This is a genomic window from Shewanella gelidimarina (assembly GCF_023283945.1).
GTDB classification, from domain to species: Bacteria; Pseudomonadota; Gammaproteobacteria; order Enterobacterales; family Shewanellaceae; genus Shewanella; species Shewanella gelidimarina.
In genome coordinates, this window is the sequence record NZ_JAKIKW010000001.1 from 244,359 (window position 1) to 263,900 (window position 19,542).

Consider the following 19,542-nt stretch of genomic DNA (forward strand, 5'->3'; position numbering starts at 1 on the left):
TAATGACGGTAGATTTGGTGAAGGTGACGGCGATCAAACGCAGAAAGCTAGTCAGTCTAGAATTATAATGGTGCCATTGTAAACCAGAGCTTATAAGACATGAATCAAATACAAGGAACCATAGGCCGCTGGCAAGGTGCCGGGCTTATGGCCACCACTTTGTTGGGCACCGGCGTGTTTATCCTGCCACAAATGACAATAGTGACCGCTGGGCAAGGCGCATTAATCGCTTGGCTAGTATTAACGCTAGCGATTATTCCGGTGACGCTGGTGTTTGGACGTTTAGCCAGTCTGCTACCCCACGCCGCAGGGCCGGCCTATTTTGTAGAGCAAGCGTTTGGTCGTACTGCTGGACGAACGATTGGCTTGATGTTTTTACTGGTGGTGCCCATCGGTGCTCCGGCCGCTATTCTAATGACCTTTCAATTCGTTAATGCTCTAGTGCCGATAAATGGTTGGGCGCAAGTTGGCACTGAGTTGTTATTGCTAGGAGTGCTGCTGTTACTTAATTTACGCGGCATTCAAGTTTCGGCAAAGCTGCAGTTTGGGTTAACGTTAGCGATTGTCTCGGTTGTGGTCGCGCTATTTGGCGGTGTTGGCTTGAGTTTGTCGGAGCTTGAATCTTTTACCCATCAAGATGCACCTAATGTGAGCCTAATCATGGCCGCGGTCGGTATCGCATTCTGGAGCTTTTTGGGTATCGAAGCGATGACGCATCTTGCCAATGACTTTCGTCAGCCTAAGCAAGATATGATCCCAGCAATGCTCATCGGCACCGTGTTGGTTGGCGTGGTTTATTTAGCCTGTACTTTATTACTATTGGTCGTGCCAAGCGATACACCAGTGGCGATGGTCGGGGTGTTCGACAGCTTATTGGGCGGCTATGGCGCACAGGTGATTGGCGTATTGGGGATAGTGAGTGGTTTGGCTACCGTTAATGTTTATACCGCGAGTGTCTCTAGATTAATCTGGAGCTTTAGCCGAGATGGCGTATTGCCCAAATACTTTAGCCAATTGAATCAGCATCATTCACCTGCTCGTGCTGCAATAGCGGTGCTGATTGCGATGGCATTAGTCATTATAGTGACCTACGCAACAGGTCAGCAGTTAGAAGATCTTATTGCGTGGAGCAATGGGGTGTTTGTGATTATCTATTTGGCCGCTATGTTTGCTGCGGCTAAATTACTGAGCAAGCGCTACTTGCCATTGGTGATACTGAGCTGTGCATTATGCGCTGTTATTGGTTTTGCTTTAGGTTGGAATATGACCTACGCGATATTATTAATGCTGGTCCTGTTTCCCATGTTGTGGGCGCAGAAAACCCACCTGAATCGAAAACAACTCGCGTTGTAGCAGCGGCAATAGCCGTTTGCTCAAGGTTTTTGTTGTGTTTCAATTGCGATGTTGCGCATCTGAATGAGTTCGCTATGCCTAAGGTGTAGCAATTCAGAAGTGCGACGGATCATCTGGTCTTCATATTGGCACAGGTGACCGTCAACATAGGCTAAGCGCCACATTGCGAGGATCAAATGCTGTTTTTGCTCGATATCGAAGTTGTCATTAATAGCTTGAGTAAACTCATAAAGTGAGGTTGAATTTTGTTGTGACACGGTCGCATTGGCGATTAATGCGCTGACATCTTCTATCGATAAGCCCAAAGTAGTGGTGAGAAGCTCAGGTAATATCTTGGCTTCCTCATCTGACATGTTCTCATCGGCCATGACGACTTCTAAAAGCAAACTGGCTGCGGCAAGGTTAAGGTGCTGCGCCTGCTCTTCAGCAGAAAGCGTGTGGTGTTGAGCTTCAAAAAATTGTTTTAGCTTGGCAAGCATGCAAGTTCCTCAAAGGTGATTATAAAAATTAGAACATTAAATCGCATGAGAGTTCCATCTTGACTAGGGGCAGTTGATCTTTCACGGTTGTTTTTGCCGCAGTTTATTGGCTATTTTGACAAGGCGGAGGCTATGTCGTTTAGTCATTCTCCACAAATAACCTACAACACAGTCAAAATAGCCAAGAAGCGCGGCCCTTCGGGTTCGTTTCATTGCTTTTATTACTGCGTTACGAGCTTTTCGCTTAGCCAGCTAAGCAGCATCGCTCAAGCCTTGTACTAAAATCATTGAATTCGAACAAAAACTAAGCTCGAAAGATCAACAGCCCCTAAGCTGAGTGCTTCAACAATAGCCAAGATGGATAAATCTTTGGTTTACAATATAGCGCCAAGTCCTTTCATGAGTAGGTCTGAGGTGCCAGAAGTGCCATTCGTGTCGAGGTAACCCTTTACGATATCAATCATAGGTGCGGCTAAATCTTTAGAAATACCTAGCTTTTCAAAAGCGTCGTATACCATAGCACCGCCCTGCAGTGAGTCACCTAATCCACCCGCTTTAGATAATAAGCCTGACATACCTGAATCGTTGTCGAGCTCTGGCACTGCACCTAGCAAACCATCAATACCGGGGATAGAGTCCGAAATTGAGCTGAAATCACTGCTGCCCAGTGAAGACTGTGCGAGTGATAACAAACTGCCTAAACCGCCTTCTGCTTGGCCTTGGCTCAAGCCCAATTGCGACATAACATTACCGACTAAATCATCAGACTGTGAAGGAGTTGAAACCGCTTTGGTTGCTTCTGCTAATGGGTCGAATCCGTGGGCGTTAATCTGAGTTGAGAATATGCTGAGAAGGGTCAGAATACTTGCAGTGAATAATTTCATAAGGGCCATCCTTTTAAGTTAAATCTGTTGTGTTTTTTTAGGAGTTTAACGGTTTTAACAAATTGTTTGCAGTTTTTTTACTTTTAACAAATAGCGAATACGTGATTTCAACTGTGCATTAATTACCAAACTTGGGTATCCTTAGCCCTAATTCGTGTTACTCGATTTCATTTTTTGGAAAACTCTATGTCATTATCAGCAATCTTGACTCAAGCATTTAACTTTTTTCGTAATAATATTAGCCAATTAGCGGCTTTGACTGTTCCAGTGTTGTTTATTCAAGTGGGTATTCAGCTGTGGTTGAGTTTAGAGATAAACGCTGCTGATCTTGAAAACCCCCAGTTCGGCACCAGTCATATGGTCGCTATGATGGTGTTGTTGCTGGTATTTTCATTTTTAATTGCCGCATTAACGCTATTTTTAGAGATCCGTTCACAGGGACACAGTCCTAGTAACGGCATGATATTAAAAACCAGTTTGAACTTTGTTCCTGCGCTATTGTTAGCTGGCGTCTTTTCGGGTCTAGCGGTACTGGCACCTTTCTTCGTGCTACTCGCGATCAACCCTATGCTGGGAATAATTGGTTTGGTGATGAGTGTTTATCTTTTTGCTCGGCTGGCCTTTGTTAACTTCATGGTGGTCGTTGAGCGATTGACACCCATGGAAGCCATTAAGCGTAGCTTTGCATTTAGTGGACCGATAACACTGAAAACAATAACGGTATTATTACTGTATATTCCGGTCTCTTTGGTGGGAAGCGTACTAGCGATGGCGACACAACTTGGCGGTCTACCGTTACAGTTAGTGGGTGAAGTTATTGTGGCATTTTTTGGCTTATTCGTTAACGTGGTCCTATTTCGTTTATATATGGTGTCACGTGAACAGCCAGATACAGCCGGTAACCTAGAGCCGTAACCCTCAGTATTGAACATCGGCAATGATGGCGAGTGTTTTGGATGACATGCGCCATTGTTCTAGCTAATTCAACGTAACGCAGGTGGTAAACGGCGTGGGAGCATATCTTGTTAAACGATATTGAATTCGTTAATCAGTTTTCAGTCGAGCTGGGACAGGATTATCGCAAGGCTAAAAGCTTTGTAACTGATGTGCCAACGCAAGCTTTGCTTCATGTCAGAAGCTTTAGCCATAAGCTCACCAGCTTATTGGCTGAAGAGCATGCTATCGATTTCGATAGCCCCAACCTTTACGATCGGATTGAACTGCTAAACCAACGCAGACTTATCGATGTTAAAACCACCCGAGCTCTACATAAACTGCGTGCCGATGGTAATCGTGGTGCCCATCCTGAAAAGTATCACCTTACTCCTGAGCAATTGCAGCAGTTAAGTCAGCGCGCAATAAAAAATCTACTCTTGCTGGTGGATTCACTGTTTAGTCAGGTGACGAATACGAGCAAGCCAGAATATTACTTTGAAGAGTTTGATGCCTTAGCGGGTAGAGACTTGTGCTATCGCGCGGTGATGGAGCGAGATGCAGAATCGCAATATCTGGTCGGTATGTCGCTTAAGACACGAGCGTTAATGCAAAGAGAGCAGGAATTAGCATTACAAGAAAGCCGTGAAGACAGGGTTGAAGATCGCTCTACTGCATCGTTTAAGCAAGCCAGCTATTGGTTTGCGCAAGCCGCCAATGATGATGTGAATGCCTTATATGAACATGGCGTATCATTAGTCCATGGTTACAGCGGTGAATTTGATGTTGTAGCGGGTGAGCAGGCGATTGCTTCAGCGGCAGCTGAGGGGGTTGCTAATGCCATGGCGTTGTTAGGTTACTTCTATTTAGTCGGTAGTCAGCATTTTGAAGCCGATGTTCAGCTTGCAGAGCGTTACTTGAGTCAAGCAGCGAAGCTTGAGCAATCAGAAGCTATGGCAAATCTGGGTGTACTTTATTATCAGCAATCTGATCTAAAAACGGCTTATAAATATATCAGTCGCGCAGCAAAAGTCGGCTTCCCGCATGCACAGTACCATCTGGCACTGATGCTAGCCCGCGGTGAAGGCTGCGATGCTGATGCGGTACAAAGCGAACATTGGTTGGCTGAGGCTGCAGAGCAAGGCCAAGTCGATGCTATGTTCTCTAGAGCGCAGTCGATGCTACATGATGACACTGGATTAGGTGATGATTACTCTCAAGCAGAAAGCTATTTACGTGAAGTGATTAAATACGGTCATAGCGTGCCAGCGATGATAGAGCTGAGTATTGCGCTTGCCGACGGCATGCTGGGGCGTATCGATGTGGTTGCTTCAGCCTCGTTATTGAAACTGGCCCGGGAGCACGCTAATGATGAAGAGCTGGCGGTTATCGAACCCTTATGGGCTTCACTTGAGCAGCAAGTGCTCTCTGTGATTAAAATGACAAACTCACCTCAAGAAAAAGAAGCGTTAGCAAAAGCGGCTGAATTACTTAGCTAAAGTCATTTATTTGCGTTTTATAATGTACTCACTACTAATGCATATTAGTTTGTTCCACCTTTCCTAAGCGGTATGAATGAACCTGATTGAACTGAATATTTTGTATCCAGGTTGGCTATAATTCAGTGAAACAGCGGATTGAAAACATAGTGTCGTTGATTTATCTCCTCTGAAGCATCACTGCTGACAGTACACTTTTTGTCACATGACGATGTGAATTATTCGTTAACCACTCGTTGTATACATTATTCAATGCGTGTACATTGACGACAATCTACACGCTGGAGCGCCACATGCCTTACTCTGCTAACAAAGAAGCAAAATCCATTGTTACACCTCTCACGGATCTTAACGCCAGCAACCAAGAACTTAATCAGTTTGCGGAGCGCTATACTCGATTTGCGCTTGCAATCGGACAGCATGACGAACTTTACGTTGATGCGTATTTTGGCCCTAGAGCATGGCAAGAGGAGGCTTTTTGGCAGCCATTAACAGAGCTTAGGTCGCAATACGAAGAGGGCTGTCAGGTGCTTGCGGTTATTGGCGAAAATCATCTTGATAAAGAATTGAGTGGTCGCTATTGTTTCCTCGAAAAGCAATGGCTATCGATTGGTGCGTATTTAGATCTATTGGAGGGGAAGCCCCTTAGCTTTGGGGAAGAAGCTCGTCGGCTGTACGATTCAGCGGTCGCTGAATACTCATTAGCAGAATTGAACAGTATCCATATAGAGCTCAATACTTTATTGCCTGGCGAAGGGGCATTAGCAAGCCGTTTGGCCGAATTTAAGTTGTCTTATATTGTACCGAAAGATAAAGCCGCTGCAGTATTTAACGCGGCGATTGATAAAGCGCGTGAATTGACTAAAAAGCAGTTCATATTACCTGCCCATGAGAATTGTGAAATTGAGTATGTTAATGACAAAGTGTGGACCGCATATAATTGGTACAAAGGTGATTACCATAGCTTAATTCAACTCAATCAAGATCAACCGTTAACGATTGACCGTTATTTGGAGTTAGCGACTCACGAAGGCTATCCTGGTCATCATGTCTTCAATGCCCTGCAAGAGCAGTTGTTGGTAAAAGAAAAAGGTTGGTTGGAATATTCAATCTATCCTTTGTTCAGTCCAATATCTTACCTTGCTGAAGGCAGCGCTAATTATGCTTTGCGTCTATTGATGAGTCAGGATGAGAGGGTGTCATTTGAGCGTGATGTGTTAATGCCGTTGGCTGGCCTCGAGGCGGACCTTACTCTGTTCCACCAGGTGTTTGCTTGTATTAAGCGGCTTGGGTACTTTGAAAACCATGTCAGTAAATTATTAACGGATAAAAAGATTGATCATGAAGAGGCGACTCGTCTGCTGGTTGATGACGCGTTTTATACTCACTCAAAAGCGGAACAACGCACTCGTTTCTTTGAGCAAAATCGTTCGTATATTATTAACTATAGTGTTGGGGAAGATGCTGTTGCTGAGTGGGTGGAGAGTGGAACTGCTGATAAAGCGATACACTGGCAGCGATTTGAGGCCTTATTATCAAGACCTCGTAGCGCATCAGCAATGAAAGTTACTCGTTAGGATTATGCTCAAAGATACGGCCTGCTGCCGTTGATTGAGAAGTGTTTTCTCGGGAAACGTTTTCTTGAGATGTATCGTCTTTCTGAAATTTTTGTCCAGCTTGCTGTTTATTGAAACGGGCGAGTTGACGCTTTAGGTAAACGCGACCAAACAAGCTTAATGCCATAAATGTGATGGCGCCGAAAAGCAGCAAAAAAGGCAGCGCGACGAGCGCTAGAGTCATAAAGGCCAAACCGATAATGAATGCTAACCAGCCACGAGAGCCAGAAAATCGATTTTGCATTGGGTTGCTTTGAAACGAGTTATAAATCATATCTTCTCCAAAATGTCTTAGTTGTTAGCTTACACTAAAAAGATTAATAGCAACTGAATGGGCAAGTTAACGGTTTTAATATTGCCGATTATCTAAGCAGAGATCACGTTAATAAAGGTTAATCTTGTTCTGCGTTCAAAAAGTGCTTTAAGTCAGGTGAATTGAAAGCTGTTGCAACACTTTGACAAATAACATTTTTCACCCACTGGTGCCCTGGATCATCATCGTTTCTTTGGTGCCAAAGCAATACATAGGCAAGTGGCATGAATTCGAAAGGCAGTGGCAGTTCCGCTAGCGGGTACAATTTCTTTGCATGTTGGGCAAAACTCGCGGGCAGGGTAAATATCAAATCACTATGGGCGCAGATACTCGCAGCGCCATAAAAGTCAGGTACAGTGGTACTGATCCGGCGATGATGCCCTAGATCTGCCAGATGATAATCTAATGCCCACCAATCATTGCCTTCACAGCGCACCTGTACATGAGACATCTCTAAATAGATATTTAGATCCCAGAGGCCGGTTGCAATCGTAGCCAGCAAGGGGTGATCTTGCCTGACTAAGCAAACTTGCTCATCGGTGAATAGGGTCTGGTGTGCAATACCTTCTGGCAGGCGATCAATTTTAAAAGCGGACTGAGGGTGAAGATCACGCCCTGAAATACCGAAATCTATCTGACCTTGCTGAATCGCTAGGGTCGAGTTTTCCGTCCAAACATAGCTGTCTAATTTAAGATTGGGTGCCTTGGTCAGCAAAGGGCCGATAAAGTAGGGGATCAGCGTTTCATATGCACTCTCAACCATAGAAAATGAAAACTGCCGAGTGCTGCTGCCAGGTTCAAAACTGGGGGGTAAAGTCAGTTGATATAAGCTCTGTAAACTTTGAGGCAGCAATTTTCCAAGTTGTACGGCATGGGCAGTAGGCCTTAAGCCATGCGCCGTGCGTAAAAAAAGTGGATCGCCTAAGGTATCTCTCAAACGATTAAGGCTCTTACTCAATGCTGACTGACTTACATGTAAGCGATTTGCTGCTCGGGTAACACTTTGCTCCTCCAATAGTATTTGTAGAATGACGAGTAGGTTTAAGTCGATACGTGCCAAATTCTCTAATTTCACGAGATATTCCTCAATGGAAATTCATTATGGAAATAATATCATTTCTGTTCATACCATAGTTTGATTAATATAGCCGTGTTTACAATATTTGAGAAAGATAATGCGCCGTAATTTACTCCCTATTTTAATGTCGATGGTTGTACTCAGCCCATTGGCGATCGATATTTACCTTCCTTCTATGCCTGCTATGGCGACTGAATTTGCTGTTTCGGCTAGTCAAATACAGTCGACTTTAGTGTTGTTCCTTTTTGCTATGGGAACGGGACAATTATTAATTGGACCGTTAGCCGATAGATATGGCAGACGACCTGTCGCATTGGGCGGTATTATTCTTTACATCGCCAGCAGTATCCTTGCCGCCGTTTCCGTTGAATTTCACTGGTTGCAGTTTGCGCGTGTATTGCAGGGCTTAGCGGCTTGTTCGACCTCTATTGTGGTCTTTAGTGCGGTACGTGACTGCTTCACTCCAAAAGAGAGCGCGCGTTATTATAGCTATCTTAACGGCATGATTTGCGTTATCCCTGCATTGGCACCAACCTTGGGTGGTTTACTGGCATTGCAGTTTGGTTGGCGTTCGACCTTCGTGTTTATGACGTTGTATGCGATATTAATCCTGATTTTTGTGGGTTATCGCTTACCGGAAACACGTCCTAAAAGTACCGATAGTTCAGGGCCATTATACCGTTGGGCTCGCTATAAACCCGTAGTGATAGAGACACACTTTTTGTTCTATGCATTTGCCTGCATGGCGGGAATGGCAGCTATTTTAAGCTATGTCTCATACGCTCCGGTGTGGTTGATTGACCGATTAGGGGTATCAGAGTTGATGTTTAGTGGATTGTTCGGTTTAAATGCTGCCGTCAACATCGTCGCTTGTTTTGCCGCGCCTTTAGTCATCAAAAAATTAGGTAACCGTCCCACTGTCATTGTCGCACTTTGGTTTATGTTAGCGTCTGCAGCCACCCAAGTATTGGTGCAGGTGGTTGGCCCACAAACTGGGTTAGCGGCAGCGATTAGCTTTATGTTACCAATGATGTTGCTCTGTATTGGCTTTGCTTTATTGCTTGGCCCTGCAACCAGTATGGCGTTATCCGCATTTGGTGAGAGAGCTGGCACTGCGACGGCAATGCTCGGTTTTATTCAGATGAGCGGTGCGTCACTGCTGACTGCGATAGTGCAACAAACGAGTTTGCCTGCACCTTATGCTGTTGCCGTTATCATGGGCGGATTGGCGATTATCTTGTTGGCTATGATGGCGATGTCTCGCTTTGATCATTGGCATCAAGAGCAGTACGCTCACTAACAAATTAAGGATTAACCGTTAGCGTAACGCGACGGTTAACCGTAAAACACCCTTTGACCTGTATGAATTAACCATTCATGCAGGTTTTTTTTATCCATAAATTGGCTTGGAATTGGTATAAACTAAGCACTATCGAGTTTGTCCCATTATTAGGTTTACACTTTTGTCTCGTCCTAACTGCCCTTCGTGCCACTATCCACTAAAAGCCTGTTTGTGCGCCAGCATCAAAAAAATGCAGGTTAAAACTGAGCTGATTATTTTGCAAGATCCCACTGAAGTGGGCCACGCTAAAAATAGTGTGCGGCTGTTGGAGTTAGTTATTCCTCAGGCGCAAGTCGTGGTAGGCGAAACCGCAGAGGACTTTGCTCTGTTGCGTGAGCAATTGGCTTTGGCCAATAAACCGATATATTTGGTGTATCCATCAACGGCAAGTCAGTCAGTGACTGATATCGTCATTGATACCGATGTGATTCTAATCTTGCTCGATGGTACCTGGCGCAAGGCATATAAATTATTGCAATTAAACCCATGGTTACAGGCTTTTCCGGCTTTGCATCTTGATTTAGATTGCGCTTCTAACTACACGATTCGTAAAGCCAGCCGCAGCGATAGTGTGTCAACATTGGAAGCGAGTGCGATGATGCTAAAAGTGATAGAGCCTGAACAAGATGTGACACCACTAACCGATGCGTTAGCGGCTTTAGTCGAACAGAGGTTAGCGTCAATGCCGGCTGATGTGCGCGCACGATACCAAGAAAATAAATAGAAGTAGGATTTGTGAATTGCATCGTCTCTTACTTAATAAAACCCCATTTAGGTCACGCTAATTCAATAAGAGATAGGGTTTAATAGAGATGTCAGCTAGATTAGTTGATATAAGAGGCTGCCTCTTTCACCGCTTTTGCAGGGAGCGATACTGAATTTATTCAGGTGATTGATGCAGTCATCTTTTAGTACAATGGCACTTATTATTTTAAGCTTTTTTTAGCAAGCTTAATGATTCCGATGCAAAAACCTCGGCCGTAGCTGGCCAGCCAAAGTAATAACCTTGACCATATCCTTTACCCATCTGCAGTATTAGATCTTTTTGCGCTTGGGTTTCAACACCTTCAGCGATATAGCAAATATTCAATGTATGAGCCAGTTGCACCATGGCTTTGCATAACTCTTTGCCTTGAGGTTCGTGCAGTCGTTGCGCGAAACTGGAATCGATTTTCAAGCAATCAATGGGCAAGCTACCTAATCGGCTTAGCGAGGATAGACCTGCGCCGAAATCGTCAATGGCTATGCCAATATTGAGTTGTTTGAGCTCGTTTAATACTGCCGCTATCATAGCGGGTTTGCGGATCAAAGCTGACTCTTCAATTTCAATCACCAGTTTGTCGGAAGGTAATTGAGTTTGCTGCAGAACCTTGGTTAACATTGACAAGAAGTCTGGATGTTCTAACTGCGAAGTGGAAATATTGACCGTGATTTTCAACTGGTCATTGTACTGCGCATGCCACTTACTCATCTGGTTACAAGCTTGCTCAAGAGCCCATAGCCCTACGCTCACCATTGAGTTGGTTTCTTCTAGTAATGGGATAAATTCACGGGCTTCCAATATCTCGCCGCTACTGCGTTTCCATCTTAATAGTGCTTCGACAGCAATCATATTATTGTTTTCGAGATCAATAATCTGTTGGTAAACCAAACTGAATTGACCCAGGCTTTGTGCATGTCTTAGATCATTGAGTATACGCAGTTTTTTCTCTGCTGCTTCTCTGATCGCTGCATTATAGAATCGAATATGATTTGGGCTTTTCTTAGCGGAATACATTGCAGTATCAGCCATGCTGAGCAATTGATTCGCCTCGTCGCTTTGCTGTGGAAATAACGATATGCCGATACTGGTGCTTAAATAAAACTTTTGACCGTCTATCTCAAAGGGGACATCAAACAAGGACAGTACCAGATCTGAAAAAGCTTCTATCTCTTGTTTGTTTTTGCACTTTGGCAGCACTAAGGTAAATTCATCGCCCCCTAAGCGGGCTATCTCTGCATCGTCTAGGCAACAGGTTTCTAATCTAGCAGCCACAAGCTGTAAGACTTTATCACCCGTGGCATGACCAAAACTGTCATTAATATTCTTAAAACCATTGAGATCCAAAAACATCAAGGCGCCAATCATTGTGCTGTGTTGCTTGATATTATTAATGGCTTTATTAAGGATTTTAATAAGGTGGAATCGATTAGGCAGGCCAGTCAGTTTGTCATACATTGCTTGCTGAGTGAGCTTGGCTTCCAGCCGCTTCTTTTCACTGATATCGCTGAATAAGTTAACGAAATAGACGGTATTGCTAGCATAGATACGCCTGCAACTTTGCCAGGCAGGAAATTTTGAGCCGTCGGAACGATATTTCCACACCTCTCCTTGCCAGCTACCTTTGTTTTTTAATGGATTTGGAGCAATGCCATCATTAATCATCGCCTCAAGGTTAAGCTCACTGGGTGTTTTACCCAACATGTGCTCAGCGCTATAGCCGCAAATGCGGCACATCGCTTTGTTTACCGCAAAAATATGACCGTCTTCGTCAGTAATATAAACAGCTTCAGCACTGTCTTCTAAGGTGATCGACATTAACTCTTTGGGTAGATCTTCAAAGCCATTACTTGAGTGTGAACGCCGTTTTCCACGCCTATCCATAGGCGTAAATTGGATTAATACCACATCATTACCATCAAGACTAAACGGATAAAGCGTGACTTTTGTTGGGAGTTCAGTGCCTTGCTGACTTAAGTGTAACCAGTTAAAGGAAACGATCTTTCCTTTGGCGGCTTCACGCAGCTGTTGTTGGCCATATTCGACACTATTTCTTCCAGAAGATTGGATCCTCGGGGAAAAATCATAGGGTGTGGAATGGATGAAATTTTGTTCAATACTTTCGAAATAGCTTAGAGCAACGGAGTTGGCACCAATGAAGCGGTAGTCTTGTACAATTGCCAGAGCGGGCAGAGCTTCAGCGTTTTCAAATTGAATAAGCTGCTCGGAAAGAGAAGGGGTGGCAGATCTCAGACGAGAGTATAACTCTGACCACTTTTGCATACTCATTTTTCCCGTTCCTTCATTACATTATTCAAATAGCAGACACTGACTAAAAGTGAATAAATCTAGCGTTTTAGCAACTGCTTTCCATAAGCGTCAAAAATACCTTTATTTGACGCTTTGTACAAACTTGTTGTAACAAAATTTTATATTTAGTGAATTTACGAGATGTTAATCCTATTTATTGCGGAGGTGTTTACTGAAAACTAACGTTCAAACAAAAGCAGAGTACTGTATTTTTTACATGAATTAGTGGCTTGTTATGGCTGTAGATTGTCGTTGTTGTGAGGTGATTGGTATAACACATTGGTATCAGACCCAAACAAAAAGTGATAAATGAATCATGCTGTTGCTAGAATGTGACTGATTGACTCACACTGATAAAAGGAATTGTTTGATGATGGCACTAAAATCACCTCATATAAGATGGATATTCGGAGTTTTCCTGTGTTTTATCAGTAGCAGTATCATGGCTGCTGATGAGCCATCACTGGCTGAAAGAGGTGAGACTGCAAAGGAACGCTCTTTGACAATAGAGCAAGAACAGTTGAAAAAAGCACGCGAAGCGTCCAGTTTACATGCTGAACAAGAGGAAAAACTGTTGTCGAAGGCTGAGCCAAGCGATTGGGAAAGTCAGCAATATGAAAAAGCTCAGCAGCACTTTGAAGCGCGTGAATCGAGAGAAGAGAAGTACTTACGTGAGGCAAAGGAAGCGGCGAGTAAAGAACGCAAAATGCCTAAACCTATTAAGGACTAGTTAATTATGTTGAGGTTAGGGGCTGTTGCTTATCTGTAGCAATAAATAAGCGCGGTATGAGTGCAAATATGCGATGAAAGTTAAACAGTCCCCTGATACTTATCATCAAAACAATAGCTAAAACTAACCTGAGTAGTGAGACGTCATTTGAGTTTATGTCCTTTATGCCAACAAACGAGTTTGAGCGTATTTCATCAGGATAACGTTCGGGCATATCAACGCTGTGACAACTGCTCTCTAGTCTCTGTGGCGGCTGCGTTTCGATTGAGCGTGATAGACGAAAGAGCGATTTACGATCAACATCAGAATGATCCTGATGATCAGCACTATAGACAATTTCTTGCTCGAGCCATTAATCCGCTATTTGAGCGAATAGAGCCTGATGTAGAAGGGTTAGATTTTGGCTGTGGCCCGGGGCCTACCATTAGCGTGATGGCTGCGGAGTTAGGGATCAAGACTCACAATTATGACCTGTACTACTTTAATGATCCCGAGTTGCTTAGTCGCCAGTATGACTTTGTCACTATGACAGAAGTGATTGAGCATGTGGCAGAGGCACTGCCATTGTTGCAAACGTTAGACTCACTGCTTAAGCCTGGTGCCATTTTAGTAGTGATGACGAAGCGTGTTATTAGTGAAGCGGCGTTTTCAACATGGCACTATAAGCAAGACTTAACTCACATCAACTTTTACTCAATCGAAACATTTGAGTGGATCGCGGCCAAGTTTAATTGGACGCTTGAAGTGATAGGCGCCGATGTGGTGTTTTTGACAAAGCCGCTAGTAGCGGAGGTTAATTGTTATACTTAACAGCTGAGTGTTTCCCCTTTTATCCATCATGATTTTAACGGAATAATAAATATGATAAATCGAATGTCGCGTGTGATTGGTTACGCAGTATTGGTCTCTGGGCTGCTATTAAGTGGCATCGTGCAGGCAAAGGCGCCTTATTCAATCGCATTTCTCAATAAAACTGAAGCTGCACTGGTACTGACCCAAAATGATGATTTCATCCAGCGTGTGAGTCAGTTTGATATCGACGCCAGAATGAAGCAGCCCAATGCACAGTCAAAAAGTGATTATCTTGCTTTTGTCGCGCAGCAGACAATGGATTGGAATGAACAAGAGCAATTAGTGCTCACTAAGGCATTTGACAGTATTAGCGCTAAACTAGTGGATTTAAATATTCATTTACCTGAACCGATTCAGTTTATTAAGACCACGGGGCTAGAGGAGGGCGGCGCTGCTTATACGCGTGGGCAAGCGATAATTTTACAGGCTCGCCAAGTTGCTAATGAAGAGGGGCTTCCGCGGTTATTGGCGCATGAACTGTTGCATGTTTATTCTCGATTCAACCCAAAAGTTAAACAGCAATTATATGGCGCGATTGGTTACCACTATATCGGTGATATTGATTTTCCGAGCAAGCTTGCACAGCAAAAACTCACTAACCCCGATGCACCTGTCAATGACTTTGCAATACGCGTTAACTATAAAGACCAGCCAGTGTGGGTCGTTCCCATTTTATTTGCTGACGTTGCGCAATATGATCTTGAAAGGGGCGGTGAGTTCTTCGATTATCTAACCTTTGAATTTGTCATTGTTGGCCGAGATACTGAAGCTAGCAAAAGCACTTATGATGCCGCTGAAGTTGAAATAGTTGCGGTGCCTGAGCTAAAGGGCTTCTTTAGCCAAGTGGGTCGTAACACCAACTATATTATTCATCCGGAAGAAATTATTGCCGACAATTTTGCTTTATTGGTTATTGAAGAAACCGAATTGAAATCACCAAAAATCTTGTTCAAAATTGAACAGGTCTTTAAGCAACACTAATCGGTAATACTAAACGATATTAAAAATCAGTAATCATTGGTTTTTAGGGTTCTGTAATAAATGGTGCAAGATAACCTTTTGCACCATTTTTTCTGTTTCATCGTGTTCAGTTTCTAAAATTAGCCCATATTGGATCTGTCCTGTTTGACCCTCTGCATCTTGTTGATTCTTCAGGGTGACCAAGGTTTCGATACTGTCGTCTTGCCCTTCAAGGTCGACTTGCAACAGGTATTGACGACCCAATTCAAAGCCTTCTATCTCGTCACCCACAAAAGCGCCCCCCTTGATTGATATATCACGCAAGTTGCCATGAGATACCACATTACGAGTGGTGGTACACACTAGGTTGGCTGTCACGTTAATCGGCACCCGAGAGTGTTGTCTTAGTGCGACCGTTTGCAGCGCTTTGGGGTAATCAATAATTATCCAGCGGCCAACGACGCTGATGATCTTCTGAATACGACTTCTGAAGGCTAGAATGTTAGCGTCATGCTCATCACTATTAACCACGCGCATAATCACGCTTTGATGCTCCCTTACAAATGGAGCCGCCGCTAGCCAAGCTTTATCATTGCCGTGAGCCAGTATTATCGACCGACCGGAGTCCACGCCAATCAACTTACTGCGCAATCGAATCGCTTGAGTGGGTGTCAAAATCTGCAAATGAACCTCTGTATTACAGGTTAAATTATCAAGTGCATTAAAATCATTTTCTGTTGGCATGCTCAGACATATAGTGGCAAAAGTCGTAGCTTGAAGCTAACACACAATCGTGGTTTAGTTGATATTTCACTAAGATATTTTGCTGCATTATGGCTGTCACAATTAAGGGATAACCGCTGCTCACATCGCGTTATTTCGTTGCAGTGCTAGTGCAAAAACGGCTAAAAAATCAAATGTTAGCCAAGCTGGCTGTTACCTTTTATTAACCAATGTTACGATTAATTTACCGAGCGTTACAAATAATGTGCTGGCTTAATTTGATTTTCTCGACGATTTGCTTTGTTATGTCAGCTGGATAATACCAATCAGATTAAATAAGTGGTCTATTTATTAATGTGAATCAATGTGCCTTTACCAGACGTGAATGGCCATAACGAGTGTCTTAATTATAACGTTCACCACATGGTAGAAGTGCATTCTAGCCATTAATAGTGACCAGATAATAAATGAGATTGGTATTAGGGGCTGTTGATCTTTCGAGCTTGGTTTTTGTTCGACTCTTTCCCGTAAAGAATAATGGTTTTAGTACAAGGCTTGAGCGATGATGTTTTAACGTGTTAAATAAGCTTGTAACGCACGCTTGTAGTAAAAGACTAAAAGCATTGAAACGAACCCTAAGGGCCGCGCTTCTTGGCTATTTTTACGGTGTTGTAGGCTATTTGTGGAGAATGACTAAACGACATAGCCTACGCCTTGTCAAAATAGCCAATAAACTGCGGCAAAAACAACCGTGAAAGATCAACAGCCCCTAGTCAATATCGGTAATTAAAACTGATATTTATAGTCATTTAGTTGCTTGCGACTATGACGTAAGTGCTCAAACAAGGAGCGAATAATGAAGCGCTATACAAAGGCATTGTTAGTGTCTGTGGGTATGCTATTGACAGCACCTGCAGTTCAGGCAACAGAAGCCAAAGATATTCAAAGTTTCACGCTGGATAACGGCATGAAAATAATGGTGTTGGAAGACAGCTCGATCCCTAACGCCAACATGTACCTTTTTTGGAAGGTCGGCTCTCGAAATGAGGTACCTGGTATTACCGGTATATCGCATTTCTTTGAGCATATGATGTTCAATGGCGCGAAAAAATACGGCCCGAAAATGTTTGACCGCACCATGGAGGCGGCAGGTGGCGCAAACAATGCTTACACCACCGAGAATCTAACGGTGTATACCGATTGGTTCCCCGCCAATGCGATTGAAACCATTTTTGAGTTGGAAGCAGATCGTATCGAGAACCTCGATATTAGTGCCGACATGGTTGAAAGCGAGCGAGGCGTTGTTGCCTCTGAGCGATTAACCGGGCTCGAAAACTCAAATTGGCGTAACTTGCAAGAGGAGCTTAAAGGCGCTGCCTTTAGAGCGCATCCATATAGTTGGTCGGTGATTGGTCATGAGTCCGATATTGCGGCTTGGACATTAGATGATTTAGTTCAGTACCATAAAACATACTATGCACCGAATAATGCTGTTGTGGTGATTGCGGGTGATGTGAAATTGGCTGACGTTAAACGTCTTGCAGATCAATACTTAGCGCCTATTCCAGCACAAGCACCCCCAAGAGAAGTTAAAACGGTGGAACCGCTGCAAAAGGGTGAACGTCGGGTATATGTTCAAAAAGCGTCGGTAAGTACACCTAATGTGATGTTGGGCTATCACGTGCCTTCGACTTCAAATGCTGATTATTACGCACTGGATCTGTTGTCTTCTATTTTAACGACCGGTAATAGCTCACGCATGTATCAAGGCTTGGTCGATAAGCAAGTGGCGATTGAAGTTGAAACCTACATGCCAATGTCTTTCGATGCGAATCTCTTTTATGTCATGGGTGTGGCTAATCCTGGCGTGACAGCAACTGAACTTGAAAAAGGCATGATTGCTGAGATCAACCGTGTTGCGCGTGACGGTGTGACAGAGAATGAGCTTGAGAAGGTTAAAAACATCAAGTTAATGGGTTTCTATCAGGCGATGGAAACCATTAATGGCAAGGCTAATACAATTGGCACGTATGAACTGTTCTTTGGCAGCTACGATAAACTTTTCAATGCACCGCAAGCCTATAACAAAGTCAGCCCTGCTGATATTCAGCGTGTGGCGCAAACTTACCTTAAACGTTCAAATAGAACTGTTGCTGTGTTGGCTGCTACTGAGGAGACTGACGAATGAAAACCAATGTCTTGAAAATAAAACAAGTTGTCAGTGCAATGACCATTGCAAGCGTTATGGCGCTTACAGGCTGCGCGGCGACAGACATGAAAGCCACCACTGTGGATACCGGCAGTTTTAGTGTGCCCGCCTATCAGCAAATGACGCTTGATAATGGCCTGACTATCTACCTTATGCCGCAAACCGAAGTGCCGTTAATCACCGTGAATGCGACTATTCGTGCCGGTGCGGTGAACGATACTACATCGGGTGTTGCACAGGTGACTGCAGCGAGTTTGATGTTGGGTGCTGCGGGTAAAACGAAGCTGGAAATCGAACAAGAGATCGACTTCTTAGGCGCTAGCCTTTCAAGTGGTGCGGGTAAAGAGGGCAGCTATCTAAGTGCTGACTTTATGGCAAAAGATGCTGATATCATGTTGCCTTTGATCCAAAGTATCCTGTTATCGCCAGATTTTGACGCGACTGAGTTTGATAAGCTACGTCAAAGAGATATCGCCGGATTAGGGCAATCTAAAGAGAGTCCTCGCGCTGTAATCAGCCGTTATTACGACAAATTAATTTTTGCTGATCACCCTTATGGTAATGCCGCGTCAGGCAACAGTGGTTCGCTAGCAGAGCTTAATGTGTCGCAGTTGCGTGCTTTTCATAAGAGTTACTACCAGCCATCAAATACCGCCATTAGTGTCGTCGGAGATTTTGATGCCGCGACAATGAAAGCTAAATTGCAGCAGTTATTCGCTAAGTGGCAAGATACAGAGACCGTCACTCGTTTAAACCTAAAACAGGGCTTACCAAAGCTTGATTCAAGCAATGTGTTGTTAGTCGATAAAGGCGATGCGGTGGAAACCACGTTTTTAGTCGGCGGCATGGGCATTAGTCGTGATAACCCTGATTTTGTTGGTTTAACCGTAGTCAATACCATATTAGGTGGCCGTTTTACTTCATGGCTAAATGATGAATTAAGGGTCAATGCTGGGTTAACCTACGGCGCTCGTTCAGGCTTTAGTGCTTATTCTGCGGCAGGTACCTTTAGGATTAGTACTTTCACTAAGACGGCGACGACTAAAGAAACCATAGATTTGGCTTTGAAAACCTATAACCGCTTATGGGAGCAAGGCCTTGATCAAGCCACGTTAGATTCGGCTAAGGCTTACGTTAAAGGGCAATTTCCGCCTAAGTATGAGACCAGTGGTCAGTTAGCTGGGCTAATGTCGGATATGTATCTTTATGGTTTCGATGATACCTTTATCAATGAATTTCAGGCAAAGGTAGATGGCTTAACGTTGCAAGAATCAAAGCGCTTAATCGATACTTACTTCCCTAAAGACAACTTACAGTTTGTTATTATTGGCAATGCCGCCAAGATAGCGCCTATTGCTAAGCAATACGGGTCGGTAAAGCAGGTCGATATTAAAGATGTTGGTTTTGGTGGGTAGCCGATAACTTGAGCTTCATTATCTTGAGTTCAGGTTATACTGATATTCGCTAATCGATCAAAAAGCCGCGATGAATGTCGCGGCTT

The 19,542-nt window shown here is 43.8% G+C and carries 17 protein-coding genes; 11 read left to right on the forward strand and 6 right to left on the reverse strand.

The window, feature by feature from the left end; genetic code table 11:
- The first annotated feature begins 99 nt into the window (after window positions 1-99).
- Window positions 100-1,353: an L-methionine/branched-chain amino acid transporter gene (yjeH, locus tag L2729_RS01085; RefSeq protein WP_248986572.1), complete on the forward strand. Its 1,254-nt coding sequence runs from the start codon at window positions 100-102 to the stop codon at window positions 1,351-1,353.
- A 20-nt stretch (window positions 1,354-1,373) separates the two neighbouring features.
- Here yjeH and L2729_RS01090 read toward each other — a convergent pair whose 3' ends face one another.
- Both L2729_RS01090 and L2729_RS01095 read right to left on the reverse strand, forming a co-directional pair.
- Window positions 1,374-1,832, reverse strand: a complete 459-nt coding sequence (locus L2729_RS01090; RefSeq protein ID WP_101090721.1) for a tellurite resistance TerB family protein — start codon at window positions 1,830-1,832, stop codon at window positions 1,374-1,376.
- A gap of 374 nt (window positions 1,833-2,206) precedes the next feature.
- Window positions 2,207-2,716, reverse strand: a complete 510-nt coding sequence (locus L2729_RS01095) for a DUF2780 domain-containing protein (protein WP_248986573.1) — start codon at window positions 2,714-2,716, stop codon at window positions 2,207-2,209.
- A 186-nt stretch (window positions 2,717-2,902) separates the two neighbouring features.
- Here L2729_RS01095 and L2729_RS01100 point away from each other — a divergent pair, with 186 nt between their 5' ends.
- From L2729_RS01100 to L2729_RS01110, 3 genes are all read left to right on the forward strand, one after another.
- Window positions 2,903-3,631 (forward strand): hypothetical protein, encoded by a 729-nt coding sequence (locus L2729_RS01100; RefSeq protein WP_248986574.1) that lies wholly within the window; start codon window positions 2,903-2,905, stop codon window positions 3,629-3,631.
- Between the two features lie 107 nt (window positions 3,632-3,738).
- Window positions 3,739-5,148, forward strand: coding sequence for a tetratricopeptide repeat protein (locus L2729_RS01105; RefSeq protein WP_248986575.1), 1,410 nt, complete (start codon window positions 3,739-3,741; stop codon window positions 5,146-5,148).
- 293 nt (window positions 5,149-5,441) lie between these two features.
- A complete protein-coding gene (locus L2729_RS01110; protein ID WP_248986576.1) occupies window positions 5,442-6,725 on the forward strand; it encodes a hypothetical protein in 1,284 nt (427 codons plus the stop codon).
- On the opposite strand, the gene L2729_RS01115 is transcribed toward L2729_RS01110, so the two are convergent.
- Window positions 6,715-7,038 (reverse strand): hypothetical protein, encoded by a 324-nt coding sequence (locus tag L2729_RS01115; RefSeq protein WP_248986577.1) that lies wholly within the window; start codon window positions 7,036-7,038, stop codon window positions 6,715-6,717. The two genes, L2729_RS01110 and L2729_RS01115, sit on opposite strands and share 11 nt — an antisense overlap.
- Before the next feature lie 118 nt (window positions 7,039-7,156).
- A complete protein-coding gene (locus L2729_RS01120) occupies window positions 7,157-8,152 on the reverse strand; it encodes a LysR substrate-binding domain-containing protein (protein WP_248986578.1) in 996 nt (331 codons plus the stop codon).
- A gap of 100 nt (window positions 8,153-8,252) precedes the next feature.
- Here L2729_RS01120 and L2729_RS01125 point away from each other — a divergent pair, with 100 nt between their 5' ends.
- Both L2729_RS01125 and L2729_RS01130 read left to right on the forward strand, forming a co-directional pair.
- Window positions 8,253-9,455: a multidrug effflux MFS transporter gene (locus tag L2729_RS01125; protein ID WP_248986579.1), complete on the forward strand. Its 1,203-nt coding sequence runs from the start codon at window positions 8,253-8,255 to the stop codon at window positions 9,453-9,455.
- A 163-nt stretch (window positions 9,456-9,618) separates the two neighbouring features.
- The gene (locus L2729_RS01130; RefSeq protein ID WP_248986580.1) at window positions 9,619-10,221 is read left to right on the forward strand and encodes a tRNA-uridine aminocarboxypropyltransferase; all 603 of its coding nucleotides are present in this window, start codon (window positions 9,619-9,621) and stop codon (window positions 10,219-10,221) included.
- Window positions 10,222-10,428: 207 nt separating this feature from the next.
- On the opposite strand, the gene L2729_RS01135 is transcribed toward L2729_RS01130, so the two are convergent.
- Window positions 10,429-12,540, reverse strand: a complete 2,112-nt coding sequence (locus tag L2729_RS01135; protein WP_248986718.1) for an EAL domain-containing protein — start codon at window positions 12,538-12,540, stop codon at window positions 10,429-10,431.
- Between the two features lie 397 nt (window positions 12,541-12,937).
- On the opposite strand from L2729_RS01135, the gene L2729_RS01140 reads away from it, so the two are divergent.
- From L2729_RS01140 to L2729_RS01150, 3 genes are all read left to right on the forward strand, one after another.
- Complete coding sequence (locus L2729_RS01140; protein ID WP_248986581.1) at window positions 12,938-13,297, forward strand: hypothetical protein; 360 nt, start codon at window positions 12,938-12,940, stop codon at window positions 13,295-13,297.
- A 147-nt stretch (window positions 13,298-13,444) separates the two neighbouring features.
- Window positions 13,445-14,107 (forward strand): class I SAM-dependent methyltransferase, encoded by a 663-nt coding sequence (locus tag L2729_RS01145; RefSeq protein WP_248986582.1) that lies wholly within the window; start codon window positions 13,445-13,447, stop codon window positions 14,105-14,107.
- A 51-nt stretch (window positions 14,108-14,158) separates the two neighbouring features.
- Window positions 14,159-15,130: a DUF4157 domain-containing protein gene (locus L2729_RS01150; protein ID WP_248986583.1), complete on the forward strand. Its 972-nt coding sequence runs from the start codon at window positions 14,159-14,161 to the stop codon at window positions 15,128-15,130.
- A gap of 33 nt (window positions 15,131-15,163) precedes the next feature.
- On the opposite strand, the gene L2729_RS01155 is transcribed toward L2729_RS01150, so the two are convergent.
- Entirely contained in the window at window positions 15,164-15,853 is a 690-nt protein-coding gene (locus L2729_RS01155) for a PilZ domain-containing protein (RefSeq protein WP_248986584.1), read from the reverse strand.
- An 835-nt stretch (window positions 15,854-16,688) separates the two neighbouring features.
- Between L2729_RS01155 and L2729_RS01160 the strand changes: the two genes are divergently transcribed.
- On the forward strand, window positions 16,689-18,020 hold the full coding sequence (locus L2729_RS01160) for a M16 family metallopeptidase (protein WP_248986585.1): 1,332 nt from the start codon (window positions 16,689-16,691) through the stop codon (window positions 18,018-18,020).
- Window positions 18,021-18,058: 38 nt separating this feature from the next.
- Window positions 18,059-19,456 carry a M16 family metallopeptidase gene (locus tag L2729_RS01165; RefSeq protein ID WP_428848207.1) on the forward strand — a complete coding sequence of 466 codons (1,398 nt, stop codon included), beginning with the start codon at window positions 18,059-18,061 and terminating at the stop codon, window positions 19,454-19,456.
- Window positions 19,457-19,542: the final 86 nt, after the last annotated feature.